The organism is Amphritea sp. 1_MG-2023, from assembly GCF_030547545.1.
Lineage (GTDB): Bacteria > Pseudomonadota > Gammaproteobacteria > Pseudomonadales > Balneatricaceae > Amphritea.
This window is the reverse complement of the sequence record NZ_JAUOQE010000001.1, coordinates 315328-331153: the sequence shown is the minus strand read 5'-3', so window position 1 is coordinate 331153 and position 15826 is coordinate 315328. Positions and strand designations below refer to the sequence as shown.

13 protein-coding genes are annotated in these 15826 nt (G+C 48.9%); 2 read left to right on the top strand and 11 right to left on the bottom strand.

Features of this window, described 5'->3' with window-relative positions; translation table 11 throughout:
- Positions 1-117: 117 nt before the first annotated feature.
- Both Q4488_RS01405 and recQ read right to left on the bottom strand, forming a co-directional pair.
- Entirely contained in the window at positions 118-540 is a 423-nt protein-coding gene (locus Q4488_RS01405; protein ID WP_303578651.1) for a YqaA family protein, read from the bottom strand.
- Entirely contained in the window at positions 540-2681 is a 2142-nt protein-coding gene (gene recQ / locus Q4488_RS01400) for a DNA helicase RecQ (protein ID WP_303578650.1), read from the bottom strand. The genes Q4488_RS01405 and recQ overlap by 1 nt, the downstream gene beginning before the upstream one ends.
- 128 nt (positions 2682-2809) lie before the next feature.
- On the opposite strand from recQ, the gene Q4488_RS01395 reads away from it, so the two are divergent.
- Positions 2810-3403, top strand: coding sequence for a YecA family protein (locus Q4488_RS01395; protein ID WP_303578649.1), 594 nt, complete (start codon positions 2810-2812; stop codon positions 3401-3403).
- Positions 3404-3553: 150 nt separating this feature from the next.
- Here the strand turns inward: Q4488_RS01395 and Q4488_RS01390 are convergent, their stop codons facing one another.
- The 6 genes from Q4488_RS01390 to Q4488_RS01365 all read right to left on the bottom strand — a co-directional run bounded on the left by Q4488_RS01390 (position 3554) and on the right by Q4488_RS01365 (position 9312).
- Positions 3554-4015 (bottom strand): glycine zipper 2TM domain-containing protein, encoded by a 462-nt coding sequence (locus Q4488_RS01390; RefSeq protein WP_303578648.1) that lies wholly within the window; start codon positions 4013-4015, stop codon positions 3554-3556.
- A gap of 154 nt (positions 4016-4169) precedes the next feature.
- Entirely contained in the window at positions 4170-5294 is a 1125-nt protein-coding gene (locus Q4488_RS01385) for a phosphatidylserine/phosphatidylglycerophosphate/cardiolipin synthase family protein (protein ID WP_303578647.1), read from the bottom strand.
- 36 nt (positions 5295-5330) lie between these two features.
- Entirely contained in the window at positions 5331-7115 is a 1785-nt protein-coding gene (locus Q4488_RS01380; RefSeq protein ID WP_303578646.1) for an ABC transporter ATP-binding protein, read from the bottom strand.
- 78 nt (positions 7116-7193) lie between these two features.
- Entirely contained in the window at positions 7194-7511 is a 318-nt protein-coding gene (locus Q4488_RS01375; protein WP_303578645.1) for a BolA family transcriptional regulator, read from the bottom strand.
- Between the two features lie 17 nt (positions 7512-7528).
- Positions 7529-8866 (bottom strand): DUF3422 family protein, encoded by a 1338-nt coding sequence (locus Q4488_RS01370; RefSeq protein WP_303578644.1) that lies wholly within the window; start codon positions 8864-8866, stop codon positions 7529-7531.
- 92 nt (positions 8867-8958) lie between these two features.
- Entirely contained in the window at positions 8959-9312 is a 354-nt protein-coding gene (locus Q4488_RS01365) for a hypothetical protein (RefSeq protein WP_303578643.1), read from the bottom strand.
- Positions 9313-9377: 65 nt separating this feature from the next.
- Here Q4488_RS01365 and Q4488_RS01360 point away from each other — a divergent pair, with 65 nt between their 5' ends.
- The gene (locus Q4488_RS01360; protein WP_303578642.1) at positions 9378-10109 is read left to right on the top strand and encodes a hypothetical protein; all 732 of its coding nucleotides are present in this window, start codon (positions 9378-9380) and stop codon (positions 10107-10109) included.
- 44 nt (positions 10110-10153) lie between these two features.
- Here Q4488_RS01360 and Q4488_RS01355 read toward each other — a convergent pair whose 3' ends face one another.
- From Q4488_RS01355 to Q4488_RS01345, 3 genes are read right to left on the bottom strand one after another with little or no spacing between them, the layout of a single operon-like run.
- Complete coding sequence (locus tag Q4488_RS01355) at positions 10154-13603, bottom strand: SbcC/MukB-like Walker B domain-containing protein (protein ID WP_303578641.1); 3450 nt, start codon at positions 13601-13603, stop codon at positions 10154-10156.
- Positions 13603-14391, bottom strand: coding sequence for a DUF4194 domain-containing protein (locus Q4488_RS01350; RefSeq protein WP_303578640.1), 789 nt, complete (start codon positions 14389-14391; stop codon positions 13603-13605). The genes Q4488_RS01355 and Q4488_RS01350 overlap by 1 nt, the downstream gene beginning before the upstream one ends.
- The gene (locus tag Q4488_RS01345; protein ID WP_303578639.1) at positions 14391-15797 is read right to left on the bottom strand and encodes a Wadjet anti-phage system protein JetA family protein; all 1407 of its coding nucleotides are present in this window, start codon (positions 15795-15797) and stop codon (positions 14391-14393) included. Before Q4488_RS01345 ends, Q4488_RS01350 begins: the two co-directional genes overlap by 1 nt.
- Positions 15798-15826: the final 29 nt, after the last annotated feature.

The following is a 15826-nucleotide window of genomic DNA, read 5'->3' as shown; positions in this document are numbered from 1 at the left end:
TGGTCATCTACTTTGTCAGCCAGTTTGAAAAGGTCCAGACATTTCGCTGCACTGGCTTTCGCGTATCTGGCCATTCTCATATCCGCAGAGAACATAACGGACTTATTCGCACCTTCCTTAGTGAATCGCCAATACGATTAATAGATAGCGAAGCGTTTTACCACTGATAATAAACACCAATGAAAGCCACCAGCGACAGCGTAGCCAACCGGCGATGAGGCATAGAGGATCACCGATAAACGGCAGCCATGAGAAAAGTAGTGCAACCGCACCGAAGCGGCGCAACAAGCTCAGCGCACGTTGCTGATTGATCGTCCTTGGCTGCGCCACTGCCCAACGTCGACTGAGCCATACCCCCAGCCAATAAGTCACCATGCCGCCAAGGCTATTACCGACACTCGCTATCAGCAGCAATAACATAGGCTGAGCATCCGGCTGTGCAGCAAGGTACCCCAATAACACCTCCGAACCACCCGGCATCAGGGTTGAGGCGATAAAGCTGCTAAAAAACAGCCCCCACAAAGCGGGATCCGTGATCATTAATGACGCGATTCAGGGCGCTCCATATCGGCACGAATACAACGTAATACGCCTAACGTATACAGACCATCAAGCGCCTCATGGACCGGTTTGAGTGATACGCCAAAGGCGGTCGCGCACTCGCACATCACATTTCGCACTTGCTCTAGCTGAGCCGCCGTCAAATCGATCACATCGGCTAGCAGCAACTGCCCTTGAGCGATACCATCCGCTAAATGATTGTAAATCACATTTTCAGATAGATGTTGCTGCCTTGCCACTTGAGCGACCGTCATACCCGAACGATACAGCGCAACAGATTGCTGCATCTGATGGTCTTTACTCTGAGGTTGCTGCTGTGCGGTTTGATATTCACCAATCAGTGTTAGAAACTGATCGCCGTACAGTTCAAGCTTGCGCTCACCGATGCCGTTTAATCGGCCCATTTGCTGATGCGTTAAAGGACGGTACATCACCATTTCCATGAGGGTTGCATCATGAAAAATCACATAAGGCGGTACATCCTGCTCTTTCGATAACGTCATACGTAACGTTTTCAGCGCATTCCACAAGCCATAATCCTCGACATCCAGCTTCTGCTGCGGATCATTGCGCTTACTAAAGGACTCTTGCTTACGCTTATCCTGCCGCATCTCAATCTGCAACTGCCCTTTTAGCAACGGCCGACAACTATCGGTCAGATAGAGCACCCCATGACTGTTCGCGGCAACACTCAAATAGCCCCGCGCCACCAGCTGCCGAAACACCGAGCGCCACTGATTTCGATCGAGCTCTTTACCGATACCAAACGTGCTTAGTTGATGATGCTTAAGCGCCACGACTCGATCACTACTTTTCCCCAGTAAGACCTCAATCACATGATTGACGCCAAAACGCTGACCGCAACGGTATACCGCCGATAATGCTTTGCGTGCCGCCTCAGTCGCATCCCAAACGGGCACCGGCTCGAGACAGGTATCACAATTACCACAGGGTTGCGGTAAGGGCTCACCAAAATAGGTCAACAGTGTTTGACGTCGACAACTGGTGATTTCACATAATCCCAGCATCGCTTCGAGCTTTTGTCGCTCGATACTTTTGTGTAGCTCATCCGCTTGCGAGCTTTCTAGCATCTGCCGCAGAAAAATAACATCCTGCAAGCCATACACCATCCATGCATCGGCGGGCAGCCCATCACGTCCCGCTCGCCCAGTCTCTTGATAATACGCCTCCACACTTTTCGGCAGATCAAGATGAGCAACAAAACGCACGTTAGGCTTATCAATCCCCATTCCGAAGGCCACCGTTGCGACCATGAGAATATTCTCTTCGGTCAGAAAGCGGTGTTGATTATGGCGGCGCAGCTCGGCATGCAAGCCCGCATGATAAGGCAGGGCGTTAAAACCCTGTTCTTGCAGCCATTGAGCCGTGTCTTCAACCTTTTTACGCGAGAGACAATAAACAATACCGGAATCACTCACATGCTCGGCCTTAAGGAACTTTAACAGTTGCTCTTTAGCCCGATGCTTCTGGCCGATACGATAGCGGATATTGGGACGATCAAAGCCTTGAATAAACTTACGCGCATTTTGCAGCCCTAGGCGCTGACAAATCTCTTCACGGGTTCGCTCATCAGCGGTCGCCGTCAACGCAATCCGCGGAACACCCGGAAAACATTCTTGCAGATAGCTCAGCTGTAAATATTCTGGCCGAAAATCATGCCCCCACTGTGATACACAGTGCGCTTCATCGATCGCGAATAGCGCTAATTGACATTCAGAAAGCATTTTCAGCGTGCGCGGTTGCAGCAAACGCTCCGGCGCAACATAGAGCAGATCCAACGTACCACTGCGCAATTGATGTTCTACTTCCTGCGCCATGCTGAAATCCATAGAGGAGTTCAGATAACCCGCACTGATGCCCCACTGCGATAGGGCTTGCACCTGATCCTGCATCAAGGCGATTAAAGGGGAGACAACTACAGCGACGCCTGATCGAATCAGTGCCGGTAGCTGATAGCAGAGCGATTTGCCGCCGCCAGTGGGCATCACCACCAATGCATCCCCGCCAGCGAGTAACGTTTCAATCACGTCATGCTGCGGCTGCCTGAACTGATCATAACCAAAGATCTGTTTTAAGAGTTGTTGCGCCTTTTCTATCATGGGCGGCATTATCCGGCATCAAATGCAGACTGTCATCCAGATTTATTAGATTCCGACCGATTAACACTACGATAAGAGCTGTTTCACTGATAGAATCGGCTCACACTTTATTAGCCGGACCGACACCTATGCAAAATGCGATGCTAAATACACCACTCACCGATGAGGAACTGGATGAGCTTGAAGCTTTTTTGTTCTCAGAAGCTGTATCTGAAGACGCTTTGGATCTGATTGGTACGCATGGCTACTTCTGCGCATTAAACATCAGTCCGGTCAAAATTGCTGAGAAACAGTGGCTACAAGAGCTCTTTGACGGTATTCCTGAATACCGCACAGAAACTGAAAAATCACGTATTGAAGGCCTGCTACGCCGATTATACTTCAGCATCGGCAGCGATCTTTACAACGATCAAGATATGCTGATTCCTTGCGATCTAACCCTTGAAGCGGATGATGATGAAGAGCAAAGCGCTCTCACTACGTGGGCACAAGCCTTTATGGAAGGTGTCTTCCTTAAAGAAGACGAGTGGTTTAATCATCAAGCAGAAGAGGAAGTCGCCGAGCTAATGCTGCCAATCATGATCGCGTCTGAATTATTTGATGATGAAGAGTTCGTCAAAATGCGCGCCGATCAACCGCTTTGCGATGAAATGTGTCGCACCATCCCAGATTTACTGGTCGACCTTTATCTGCTCTTTCATGCGCCCGCCGATAAGAAATAAGCCGACGACATGAGCCCAACTAAAAAGCCCGCTATAGCTATAGCGGGCTTTTTATTTGATAGACTCATGGGTTTAAACATCTAAGCACTATGATACCGATCTAAGCGACAACCCCAAGATACAACACAGGGATCCGGCCGACCGATTGAGTTAACGAGTGATACGCACCGTTGATCCTTGACGCAATACTCGAACTCGCTCACCTGGCCGAAAGAATCCTTCGCTATCCACTTCCTGAACAACAGAGATCGTCCGTCCACTTTCAAGCGTTACGGTTAACTCTTGACCCTGCTTACGAGTTGAACTCTCTTCCACTTTTTGACCGACGATACCACCGGCGATAGCGCCGACAACCGAAGCGATGGTGCTGCCCTTACCACCGCCGACCGTACTACCAGCAATACCACCGACGATAGCACCGGCTCCAGCGCCCAACGGGCTATCTGTACGCCCCTCAATCACAACTGGCTTCACCGCATCAACCCACGCATATTCGACATTCTGCACCTTACGCGCTTCAGATCGGGTATAGGTATCGCCACTCAATGAGGATGCACAGCCTTGCAGCATCAGCATGAACGCTGTAAATACAACAACGGTAATTTTGTTCATATCATTAACCCTAAACTTACTTTGAAATATTAAAGCGGGATGCCAAAAAACACGATCTGATGCCATCACTCGCTGCACGATCAGTTGCTTTCAGTCTAACCTGAAAGCAATCCGAAAGCCCTAAGCCCTACATGAAAAGATAACAGCAAACAGCTTAACGTATCTTTAACAATAACTGACACAATAACGACCAGCTCACCTCCTTGAGCTTCTGATACCAAGGACGGTTAGACCACTGATCATAACAGATTTCACGACTATGCTGCATATCAGTGACGAGCATTAATTCAACAGCAGCGGTTAAGCCAGGCTCTACCACCTCAAGGTTCGCTTCGAGATTCCAGCGTAGATTCCAGTGATCTAAATTACATGAGCCAACCGACACCCACTGATCACACAGGCCTATTTTAGCGTGCAAAAAGGCGGTCTGATACTCATAGATTCTCACACCCGCTTGCAGTAAACGCCGATAATATCGCTTCGATGCATGATAGATCCAAGGATGATCGGTATTCGGTCCCGCCACAATCAAGCGCACATCCACACCTCGTAAGGCCGCCTGTCGCAAACTGCGTCGTACTGAAAAAACCGGCATAAAATAGGCGGTTTCTAGCCATACCCGTTGTTGTGCCTGATTAACATGCTGCACAAAGCTACGCTTGATCTGCTGTATTTTTAATCCTTCGACCTGCGTGACTCGCGCCAGCGCATCCCCTATTCGACGCCTATCGGGCAAAGAGATCGGTGGCATGACACCCTCACTGCGATGCCACTGCTGAGCAAAAAGCTGCACCATATTCTCAACGACAGCCCCTTCTACTTGCAACATCACATCATGCCAGGCGAGCTCGGTCTCCAGAGGGTTGATGCGTAAGTATTCATCACTAATACCCGTCCCACCGATAAAGCCGACACGCTGATCGACAATCATCAACTTACGATGATCTCTAATCAGATTACCGCCAAACTTAAATACACTGATAGGATTATACCGCAGCACCTGCACACCCACCCGCGCCAGCCTTTCACGATCCTGCTGAGTAAACCGGCGACCGCCGATATCATCAATCAACCAGCAAACCTTAACTCCCCGTTGTGCGGCAGCGATTAATGCCTCGATGAACTGATTAGCCACTTTACCGGAGCTAACCATATAAAACTCCAACAATAATGTCTGCCGAGCAGCATTAATTGCCTGCAACATGCGCGGAAAAAAACGTTTGCCTTCGATCAGTAGCTCAACACGGTTTCCACCAGACCAACGATATCGGCGACTCATCCTTACCCCCCCGTTTTACACCCGCCAATCCGGCAGTCAGTGTTGATGCAGCCCATATAAACGAGCGTACAGCCCATCCTGCTGCAACAACGTATCATGATCGCCCTGCTCCGCTACCTGACCATCATCAAACACATACACATGATCAGCCTGCTTAATCGCACTCAATCGATGCGCGACAATAATTGTCGTGCGTCCCTGCAGAAAGTGCGTCAGCGCACGATGAAGGCTATATTCCGTTTCGGCATCGAGTGCCGACGTCGCCTCATCGAGAATCACTACCTTAGGATCCGTTAACACCATACGAGCAATCGCCAAACGCTGCCGCTGACCTCCCGATAATCTAACGCCTTGACGTCCCACCATGGTATCTAACCCTTCGTCCATCAGACGAATGAGAGGCTCCAACTGAGCCACCGCCAATGCTTGCCATAACTGCCGATCGCTAAAGTCTCGCCCGAGTGTCAAATTACCCCGAACAGAATCATTAAACAGGGCGGGATGCTGCAACACGGTGGCAACATTTTCGCGGACACGATCGAGCCCAATCTGCTCAACCGGCACATCGTTGAATAATACCTGTCCCTGCTCCGCTTGATAGAGCCCGAGCAACACCTGCACCAGAGTCGATTTACCACCCCCGCTCGCGCCCACCAATGCAATCTTCTGACCCGCAGGGATCTTAAGGGACAGGCCTTTTAAAATTTCCTGACCGTGGATATAACTAAAATGGATATTTTGCAGCGTGATCGATACCGATGTTGCGGCAGCAAAGGGATCTTTCACTGCCGGATAGTTCGGCTCTTCATCCAGCATTGTTAGCCGATTGATGCGTTGCAAAGCCGCTTTCGCGCCATAAAAAGCATACTGAATACCCAGCACTTCCTGCACCGGGCCCATCATAAACCAGAGATAGCCAAACACCGCCATCATCTGACCAATACTCAAGTCAGAAAAGACCACCATCCCCATCGATAGCGCTCGAAATAGATCGAAGCCGACCAAAAACACCATAAAGCTGAAACGATTAGCCGCCTCACTGCGCCATTCAAAGCGCGTCGAATGATCTCTGAGTGAACGAGCATCTCCGATTAGGCGCTGTAGATAGTGACTCTCCCGATTGGCGGCACGAATCTGATAGATGGCCTCCAGCACTTCGGTTAAACCACCCTGAAACTGCTCATAGGCACGATTTTCAAGTTTCTTAAGCTCTTTTACCCGCTTACCGATCAACATCGTTAACCAGACCACTAACGGATTTAACAACAGGATAAACAGCGCCAACTGCCAGTTCATCCAAATAAGTACAATTGCCGTGCCGATAATGGTTAACAGGGCAATCAACAGGCGACTCACGGATGCGCCGACAAAGCGATCAACGGTATCCAGATCGGTAATAAAATGCGCGCTCACCGAGCCACTGCCTAATGACTCATATTCAGCCATGGAGATCCGCTTAAGTTGCTGTAGCAATCCCGCTCGAATACGGAAGATAACCTCCTTTGAAATAATCGAAAATTGTCGACCTTGCCAAACATTAAACGCTAGCGCTGCTCCGCGAAGCAGAATCGTCAGCACCAATACCGCGCCGATATAAAACACCGGACCGACCCAGTGCTCAGGGAAAAGGCGCTGACATAGCGCAATCAGCGGGCCGGGCTGATCGAGCAACACCTCATCGACCAACATCGGCATCAAGAGAGGCAATGGCACGCTCGCACAGGTTGCCAGCAACGCGATGATATTAGCCTTAATCAATAACGGTCGATATTCCAGCGCGATTCTGAGAATATAGCTCCAATTATAAGTCGGCTGACTCATCGTCGACGCTTTATCTCTCTGCGTCAGCACACTGATGGCGTGCCATTGAGGATGTTAACGTGCATCGCGCGCACACCATCACTGATCATGCTTAGAGCCTCCCTGACAGTTTGGTGACTGCGGTATTAGTCCATTTTTTTCCTGCCACTCGGTGACGCTATAAAGGTGTAGCGCCAAGCCATGAATTGGATTATTCATCAGTTCTGATAGCAAGCTATATATCATCTGATGGCGCGCCACCGCACGCTTACCGACAAAGTCATCGGTCACCACCGCTAACTTAAAATGGCTATCGGTCGCCGGACCACTGTGCATATGACTTTCATTGTCAATCACCAGATGCTGTAACGCTAAACCTTGCTGCAAACGCTGCTCAATCTCTGTTGCAATACTCATATTGATCCTGATCTGATTTATTTACTTTTCTCCGCCGAATCGGCAGCCAGTTTACTAAACTTGGAGTGAATGCGGCGTGTCAGCAATGCCACCGTGACGATCACTAACGGCATCGAGATACCCAGTGAAAGGCTCTTATCAATATGTAGCCCTTGATCATATAACACGCCGATAAAAATCTTTACTAAGCCGATGGTGTAATAACTAATGGCCGCCACCGATAGCCCTTCGACGGTATGCTGCATCATCAGTTGAATACGTGAACGTCGATCCATCGAACTGAGTAATTCTTGATTCTGACCCTGAATCGATAACTCAACTTGAGTCCGCAGCATATCACTGACGCGATCGATACGTCGGGAGAGATCTTCTAATCGATCGGCGGTTGCCTTACAGGTTCGCACGGCGGGAATCATTCGCCGAGTGATAAATTCATGTAACGTCAGGTGACCCGATACCTCATCTTCACGCAGATCCGCTAAACGTTGCATGACGAGCCCCTGATAGGCGTTAGTGGCATTGAAACGAAAAGTAGAACGGGCACGATACGCCTCGACGCGTGAAGCTAAATGAATCAGCCGCCCCAGCAGTTCGCGTTCATCACGACATTTATCATCATCATACTGCTCGACGGATAATATCTGTGTCAATTCAGATAACTGCTGATCCATCAGTTGCAGTTGTGGGCTAATTGAACGCGCCATCGGCAACCCCATTAGGGTCATCAGACGATAAGACTCAATCTCCAACAGGCGCTGAATCAAACGCCCTAATTGACTGTCACTCATCTCTCGATTGTAGATCAGAAACCGGCCATAACCATCACTGTGCATTCGATAGGTTGTCCAGACTTGAGCCGCCCCTTGCGAGGGCTGACTGCCCACCAAACGCATCGATTCAAAATGTTTTTTAACTTCAGGAATCGCCGGCTCGCCAACACCCCGAACATCTTCGATAGACATATGAAAGGCGGCTACTACTTCCCCACAAATACCTTCTAGCCAACCCTCAGGGAGGTGACTCATACCGGTTTCGGCAAACGGCTCACCATGATCGCCTCCTAACCAGATAAAGGTATAAGAGACAAACTCCATATGCTGCTCCCAACGCACCTGAAGCTGCCCAAATTGCTGTTGAAAACAGGGTAGGTCATCCTCTGGCACGGGCCCGCCAAGCATTTCACATAGTTGCTGCAGATGACTAAACTGCTCGACTTTTTGCTCTTCACTACACATCACCGAGAGGTGAGAAATGCGCGCGGGACTGGGTATCACTTGAAATGGCCGTGAATGCATCTCCTCATACAAGGAAGCTCGTAACGGATGCATTTCAAGCTGAAGGGAACTGACAGACATCTAACTACCTGTTAATGATTGAAAAGCTCTATTCTCAGCGATTATCACTATCTAAAGCAACCGTCCTGAAGACTTACACTATAAGACCTGTATTAATCTTCCAAAGGCGCCAGCAGTAAAGGCGTTTGCAGCAAATCAATCGCTACGACCTGTGGCGTCACGTCAAACCATTGTAGAAACAGATCCAGTGTTCGATTCTCTGGCCAGTCATCACCAAACTCATCCCAGGCGGCTAATTCATTGACGAAAATAGCGTCGAAATGCTGTGCGAGTTGCTCAGATATATCGGCCTCCGCTTGAAACTCTTCGCTCAGATAAACACTACCTTCCGCCCGATGTTCGGCTAACGTTAACGCCTCATTTAACGCATCCTGTTGACGATTAGCCCAATCGACAAATGGTTGACGCGGTAACACAGCAAATCCCGAACGATTAATCAGTTTCATAGAGGCTTCTCTCGACTTCAGCTAAACTAGAGGCCAGCATTATAACCTCAGCTTCAGAGATGTGAATGAATATCCGTTGCCTCCCCCACCTGAACACGAAACAGGCTTGGCTTAGCTTCTGCAAAAGAGAAGTCTCCTGCTGCTTTACTGAGCAACCCGAAGCGATGGTAGACTTTCAAACGACCTACCTGATGATTACCGTGTTAGAACAAAACACACGGCAGGGTAAACAAGCGATGAAATATAGCTTAGGCTCGCGCACCTCGATGGCGCCTGCCTGGAAATTCATCAAAGCCTGCGATTTTAATTTGCAACGCATGATCGATGGGCTAGCGCAGATCAACTTTGATGGTAATGTACGTGACAACTCGCTCTTAAAAGCGCATACCGATCTCACTGTCCGCAAATTTTTTTCCCGAGATCGACTCATCATTTCGCCGGGGAATCTCGGTAGATTAATCCCCTTAACCGCGCCACCAGCACACTGGTCGTTAAGAGATCTTGCTTGCCTTCTGGCTAATCAACAATTTCGAGACATGCGCACCGAGCAACTCGCACTGCCGGGTAACGATCAGTTTATGATTGAATTTAGAGGCATACCCACTCCTGAGATTCAGGAAACCTTGGTCGACATTATTAATCAACCGGAACAATGGCAAGTTCGACCTCACCCAAATGATACTCAGCGCCTCATCATCTTGCGACAAAACACGCCACTATGCAGCTTCGAGCCCGATTTCTCCGCTGCAACGAAAGCTGCCCCGCGAGGCACACGCTGGACAACGTCGATAGGCTAGCAAAGCAATAGGGCTATCTTAAGCACGCGATAGCCCAAGCATTGCTAAGCAGGCAACATCCCTTCCACTGCCTCGGCACTCTCTTGCTCTTCCGATGCTTCTATTAAACGGTAGGGGTTATCAGAGTTTAGTAGCGCTTTGCCATTGGCGGTTGGAAACTCCACATCGATATCGACCACTCGCCCATCACGACAGACGTTGATAATGGTATCCATGGTGGTTGCCATCAGTGAATACTTATCATCGGGAGCCGCAATCAGGGTCTGCAAGCCTAAATCACTCATAAAGCCTAACGACGTCACTGTGTTTTCCGCATCCAGCTTGTTAAAGGCCTCATCGAACACCGATAGACTAATGCCTCCCAGTGTGACGCCATCCGCGCTATCACGAAGGCGATAAGTTGCCCCCATTGCGGCGGCAATCGCGACATAAAAAGGCACCTGATGTTCACCACCAGAACCGGTTTTAATACGCTGAGATAGCGTTGTTTTGCGGTTACCGTCGAGATCTTTAACCACCAACTCAAAATTATAGAAGTTGCGATAATCTTGCAGCAGACTGCTTTCACCCTCGTCCTTCAAGACCTCATGAATCTTCGTCAGTGCATCCTGATAGGGACGATCTTCATCATCTTTAAAATCAAATAACGAACCAACATTCGCTTGATCCATGCGCGTATACGCTTCCACCAACTCCAGAATATCTTTTAATTCTGGATTAGGCATCATCTCAAAACTATACATCTCCCGATGAAACGGGCGATTTTTAAGGTGTGCATTCAGTTCACGAATCAGTTCTTTAATTTTATCGATCTGATCTTTCAGGTGCGCCACGAAATCGGAACGGAATGAGGTTTCCGCTTCGAGTCGAGCCCGCTCGGCCTTTTCGGTATACTCCGCCAACTCGCTATCACGTAATGATTGAATGGTGTCATTCACAAACTGCGATAACTGCGCATGCGATGAATCTTCACTGACCTTATCCAGATCTTGATGGCTTAAGCCTGAACCATGATAGCGTGCTTTATATTGCGCCACGCCATCGCGCACGCTATTCTTCTTGCGCTCGACCAATCCCAGCTCAGACTGCGCTTTCTTAGCCGCATCAAAGATAATACGGTCTAGATCGCCGGAACAGGACTCATCCAGATAATCCCGTTTCTCTTGTGCCGACTGTGCATCAAAGTTAACGTCCGCCTCACATCGCGTACGCTCCTCGGCATGCTCTTGTAACTCATTATCCAACACCTCAAGCGAGGCATTATCTTTAATCAGATTAGTACGCGTCGATTGCAACTTATCCATTAATTTTTTCTGCGCGACCTGCGCGGCTTTCTGCGCATCAACTAGTTCACTAATCCGCTGCTGAATACCACTATCATCTTGATTACGTAGATCTGTAATCCCCTGACGATAGCCCTCAATCTCGGTTTGCAACATCTCCCGCTGATTCACCAAGTCGAAGGTACGTTCGGTCACACCGGTGAGCGCAGCGGTCATACGAATCAGGTTTTCACGCAAGCTATCCAAAGCTTCATGATCTTTGTTCAGCGCACTGAACTCGGCCATCATTTGATCTACCTGACGATCTTGCTGTTGTAATTGATGTTGTCGACGTCCGCCACCGCTACCCATCATCGGCGCTTCTTCACGGATGGACGTGGTCGTACCTTCGGTTTGCAACATGCAATCGTAAGTCAGTGCTCGCTCTTGTTTTAACAGTTCGGTTTCTGTCTCAACCGCCATCACGCCGCCCAAGGCACGATTCATGTAGGCTAAGGCATCATCACTCTGACAATCAACAAATTGCGCCAGCGAGCCAGGTTTGAATCGATTCAGCCACTCATGGGATTTCGTCGTGTTCACTACCCGACACCCCTTCAAGTGACGTCCTTTACGACGGTAAAGCGTAATCGCTTCTTTAACGCGATCCGGGTCGACGATTAGCGCTTCACGGCGAGCGCCTAAGAAACTTTCAATGGCAATGCGCCACTTCTCATCATTGATATCCACCAGCTCGCAGATAGGTGTCGAGTCAATACCGTAATCCTTCAGCAACTGCATCAGCTCACGGGTATTACGCCGCAACGGGGCACGCCCCTCCTTCAACTGTTCAACCGCGCTTTTCTGACTCTGAATCTCGCTGCGCAGTTCATTCATACGAATCACTGACGTTTCAAATCGTCGCGCAATTTCACGGCGCACCGAATCCACCGATGCTTTCAACTGATTCAAGTTATTATCGACATCCACCGGCGCCTGTGGCCATGTTTCCGCCATCATATCTTCGCCAGAACGCCATAATTCAACCGCATCCTTAACCACCGGAATAAAGCTGTCTGGCAGGTATTGCTGATAGTTAGCAAAGCTGACCGCCGATCGCAGCAATGTATACACATGCTGAACCTTTTCTTTGACGACATTCAGCTCATGCTGTCGCGCATCGATCGAGTTCTCTAGCGCCTTCACCTTGTGTGCGCTATCGGTGTTATTCAACTCGGCACGGGTATTCGCCAAGGACTGCATAATATCACTGAGCGATTCGCTCTTGGCTTCAAGATCCGCTTGCAACTGAGTTTCTTTGACCTGATTAACCTCGAGTCGCTCTTGCGCTTCCTCTTTTTTCAGATCCGCATGCTCAAACCGGGTTTCATGCACAACCCACTCATACTCGACCGAATTTTTAACGTTACGATCAATCCCTTTACACTGCTCCTGAACCTTTTCTAACTCATTAATGCGATTCGAGACTTCACGAGTTTTCTGTTCCATCGCCCGATATTCATCTAGCGATTTACGAAAACCACCCACATGAACGATGTTTTCATCGAGCACGAACTCACGGATAAACCGCGTTGGGCTATTGATAGGAATAAACTTCATCGCATTACGAAAGTTTTTAACGAACTTTTCATCATCGTTCGGCATCTGCTGATCGTAACTCAGCTCGGTTACCAATTCGCGAATGAAGCGATTCGCTCGCTTCTCCAGCTTCATCTCTGGACATTGTTTTAGCAGACTTTCTTTTACAACCGGCCACTCTTTAGGTAAACGACCGCCATCTTGCTTAAGCGTGAAATCTTCTAAACTAACGGAAAAGTCAGGCAGAATGAAACGTCCAAGCACATCCTCTTCTGGCGAAGCAAGCGAAGCACTGATTGCCAACCCGACGCAGGTCTCTTTTCCGGTTTCAGTATCGAAAAAACTCAGTGCGATATAGCTCACCGAATCTTGTCTGGCGTTCTCTTTTTTACCCAGATCATCCATAAAGCCGAGACAATATGTACGCAGACTACGCTCACTTTTCTCACCGGCACTGGCATTAAAACTGAGATACTTCTTGTTACCACCCATCAAGACCGTCTGAATCGCATCTAACAGAGAGGACTTACCCGAACCGTTAGGCCCAATGACCGCAACATTTCCTTTAATCGGAATTTCAACGGCACCTAACACGTACCAGTTCACCAGCACCATTCTATTGAGCTGTTTCATCAGCGAGTCTCCTCTGATACCACTTGCGCATTAGCGGTATCGGTTTCACGATCGGCGGCATCGGTGTCTTTTGCCTGTTCGGCGTCAGGCGCCGCGCTAACATCGGCATCGGCAACAACTTCAACCTGTTGTGAAGTCGATGGCGTCGTCTCCGCTGAAACCTGCGCCTCGTCAGTCGTCACTGACTGCTGTTTAAGCTCATCATCGCGCTCTTCACATAACGCCTCCAGTTGACCAATAAAGTCTTCCACCACTACCTGACGAATAGCCGGATTAATGGTTAACGGAATATTCTTTGGATCCGTTTCGTGAGGCTTACCACGCTCGATCACGCCATGCCGACTAAAGAGAGATAACAACTCTTTCAAGCGCGTTTCATTCGGAATTTCACGGCCCGTCAGGTTTTCATACAGCGTCAGCAAATCATTCGTGGTGATATAGGCACGCCCTGCTTCGACATCAAAGGATTCTAGCTTCTGCTCATACTGTTGACGCAAACAAAGCAGCAATAACGATTCATCTAACTTCAAACGCATGAAGCGTTGTTCACCCTTCGGCAAAATACCCAAATAGGCCTCATCTGGTTGATAAATCAATGACCAACCGATAGCCGCAAACAGATTAGAAAAGTAATCAACATGCGAGGCTACCAAGAAATAGCTATCGCGGTGTCCGGCACGCTCAGCATAAAGAAACTGATTCACCAACAACATATTGGCCGCATGAACAAAATCATCTTCTTGGTATTGATCGCTACGACCGATAATTTTCTGCAGGTCACCCAGCATTATACTTTCCTCTGAATACTGAAATCGCGACATTCAACCATATCGGCGACGTTAACATAGGTGTCTTCAAACTTAATTTCATATTTATTGGCGGTTCCGCGACCTTTTTTACCCAAAGAACGCATATGCCGTAAGTAACTGAAGCAGATGTAATCCTCAATACAATCGATGGTAAAATCCGAGGCGCTAATCTGCTGCTTGTTTAGCAGATGCCGTTCGACATAAAGCTCGATATTCTCAGGCTTCACTTCACGACGCGCTTTATACTCTTTGAATAATTGCCGCATGAGTAAAACCCGTGGATCGATCTCCACCGGCTTAATCACTCGCGGTTTGGTTTCGACACGCCGCTTAATCGGAGAACGCACACTACCGGGAGCCAAGAAGGCTACCCCTTCCAGCGTATCAACAGGCGGTATAACCTTGGCATCCAATTTAGCAACATCGGAGATTAATCGAGATAAGCGAGAACTCATACCGGGCGTGGTTTTATCCATATAACGCACGGTATCCGCTACCCGCTTTTCCAAACGGTAACGGAAATCATCAATCGTCGCTAAACGCTGATCAACCGACTCAAAAATACGGATAATCCGGTTAATATGACTATGCACCATCGCTTCAGCATCGGCAAAGCCCAACTCAAATTGCTCTTGATAGTGCTGCGTTAGTTTTTCGACCTTCAGCGGATCAAACTGCAAGTCACGTAACATAGAGAGAATCTGACGCCGAAACCGAAACGGGTTATTCTTGGTTTTCAGGGTTTTGTAATCAGAAACCAGAATATGTGCCACAAATCGATCAAAGAAACTGCGTACAATTTCCTGAGGATTCGAGGTCGCCGCTAAACTAATTTTCAATTCCCGCAACCCCAACATCATATCCGTTAGGTGCGCACTGAAATCGGCCGCGGTTTGCGCAGCTTCCTGCAAGGTAATGCCTCGCCCTGCAGGATCACTAATCGCCGATTCAAGCGAACTCAGCACGTTAAGCACCGCGCCGCCATAGCTGCGCTTTTCCAGCTCGTTAATTCCGATCAATGTGCGCAAAAGATAACTGACGGCCGGAGAAAGCAGGACAAAGGTGCGATAAATACGCTGCTCTTCTTCCAACCAACCAGTATCGACCAAACGACGATAGATACGACTGGTATATTCCGCGGTTGAACGCGGCATCTCCTGCCGATCCGCGTCTGAATCGCCCTCTTCAGGCTCCCAACGACGCACACCCAAGCGCACGACGCTATCCTCGATACAGGAACGAATCAGGTCTTTAGGTACGAACGGATCAACCAGATCTTCATCGAAGAACTGCTCAGCAAGGTCCAGCAGAACCGCCTCGTAGATATGTTTATTCTGCCCCGACAAGGGAACAAATATGGTTTCGGGAAGCTTTTTAAAAAGCATCTCAGCTAAAATCTCCGGGCAAGCGGTTT

Excerpts from the sequence above, each read along its gene's own strand:
- Q4488_RS01405 (WP_303578651.1), bottom strand. The coding sequence starts at position 540 with ATGATCACGGATCCCGCTTTGTGGGGGCTGTTTTTTAGCAGCTTTATC.
- recQ (WP_303578650.1), bottom strand. The coding sequence starts at position 2,681 with ATGATAGAAAAGGCGCAACAACTCTTAAAACAGATCTTTGGTTATGAT.
- Q4488_RS01395 (WP_303578649.1), top strand. The coding sequence starts at position 2,810 with ATGCAAAATGCGATGCTAAATACACCACTCACCGATGAGGAACTGGAT.
- Q4488_RS01390 (WP_303578648.1), bottom strand. The coding sequence starts at position 4,015 with ATGAACAAAATTACCGTTGTTGTATTTACAGCGTTCATGCTGATGCTG.
- Q4488_RS01385 (WP_303578647.1), bottom strand. The coding sequence starts at position 5,294 with ATGAGTCGCCGATATCGTTGGTCTGGTGGAAACCGTGTTGAGCTACTG.
- Q4488_RS01380 (WP_303578646.1), bottom strand. The coding sequence starts at position 7,115 with ATGAGTCAGCCGACTTATAATTGGAGCTATATTCTCAGAATCGCGCTG.
- Q4488_RS01375 (WP_303578645.1), bottom strand. The coding sequence starts at position 7,511 with ATGAGTATTGCAACAGAGATTGAGCAGCGTTTGCAGCAAGGTTTAGCG.
- Q4488_RS01370 (WP_303578644.1), bottom strand. The coding sequence starts at position 8,866 with ATGTCTGTCAGTTCCCTTCAGCTTGAAATGCATCCGTTACGAGCTTCC.
- Q4488_RS01365 (WP_303578643.1), bottom strand. The coding sequence starts at position 9,312 with ATGAAACTGATTAATCGTTCGGGATTTGCTGTGTTACCGCGTCAACCA.
- Q4488_RS01360 (WP_303578642.1), top strand. The coding sequence starts at position 9,378 with ATGAATATCCGTTGCCTCCCCCACCTGAACACGAAACAGGCTTGGCTT.
- Q4488_RS01355 (WP_303578641.1), bottom strand. The coding sequence starts at position 13,603 with ATGAAACAGCTCAATAGAATGGTGCTGGTGAACTGGTACGTGTTAGGT.
- Q4488_RS01350 (WP_303578640.1), bottom strand. The coding sequence starts at position 14,391 with ATGCTGGGTGACCTGCAGAAAATTATCGGTCGTAGCGATCAATACCAA.
- Q4488_RS01345 (WP_303578639.1), bottom strand. The coding sequence starts at position 15,797 with ATGCTTTTTAAAAAGCTTCCCGAAACCATATTTGTTCCCTTGTCGGGG.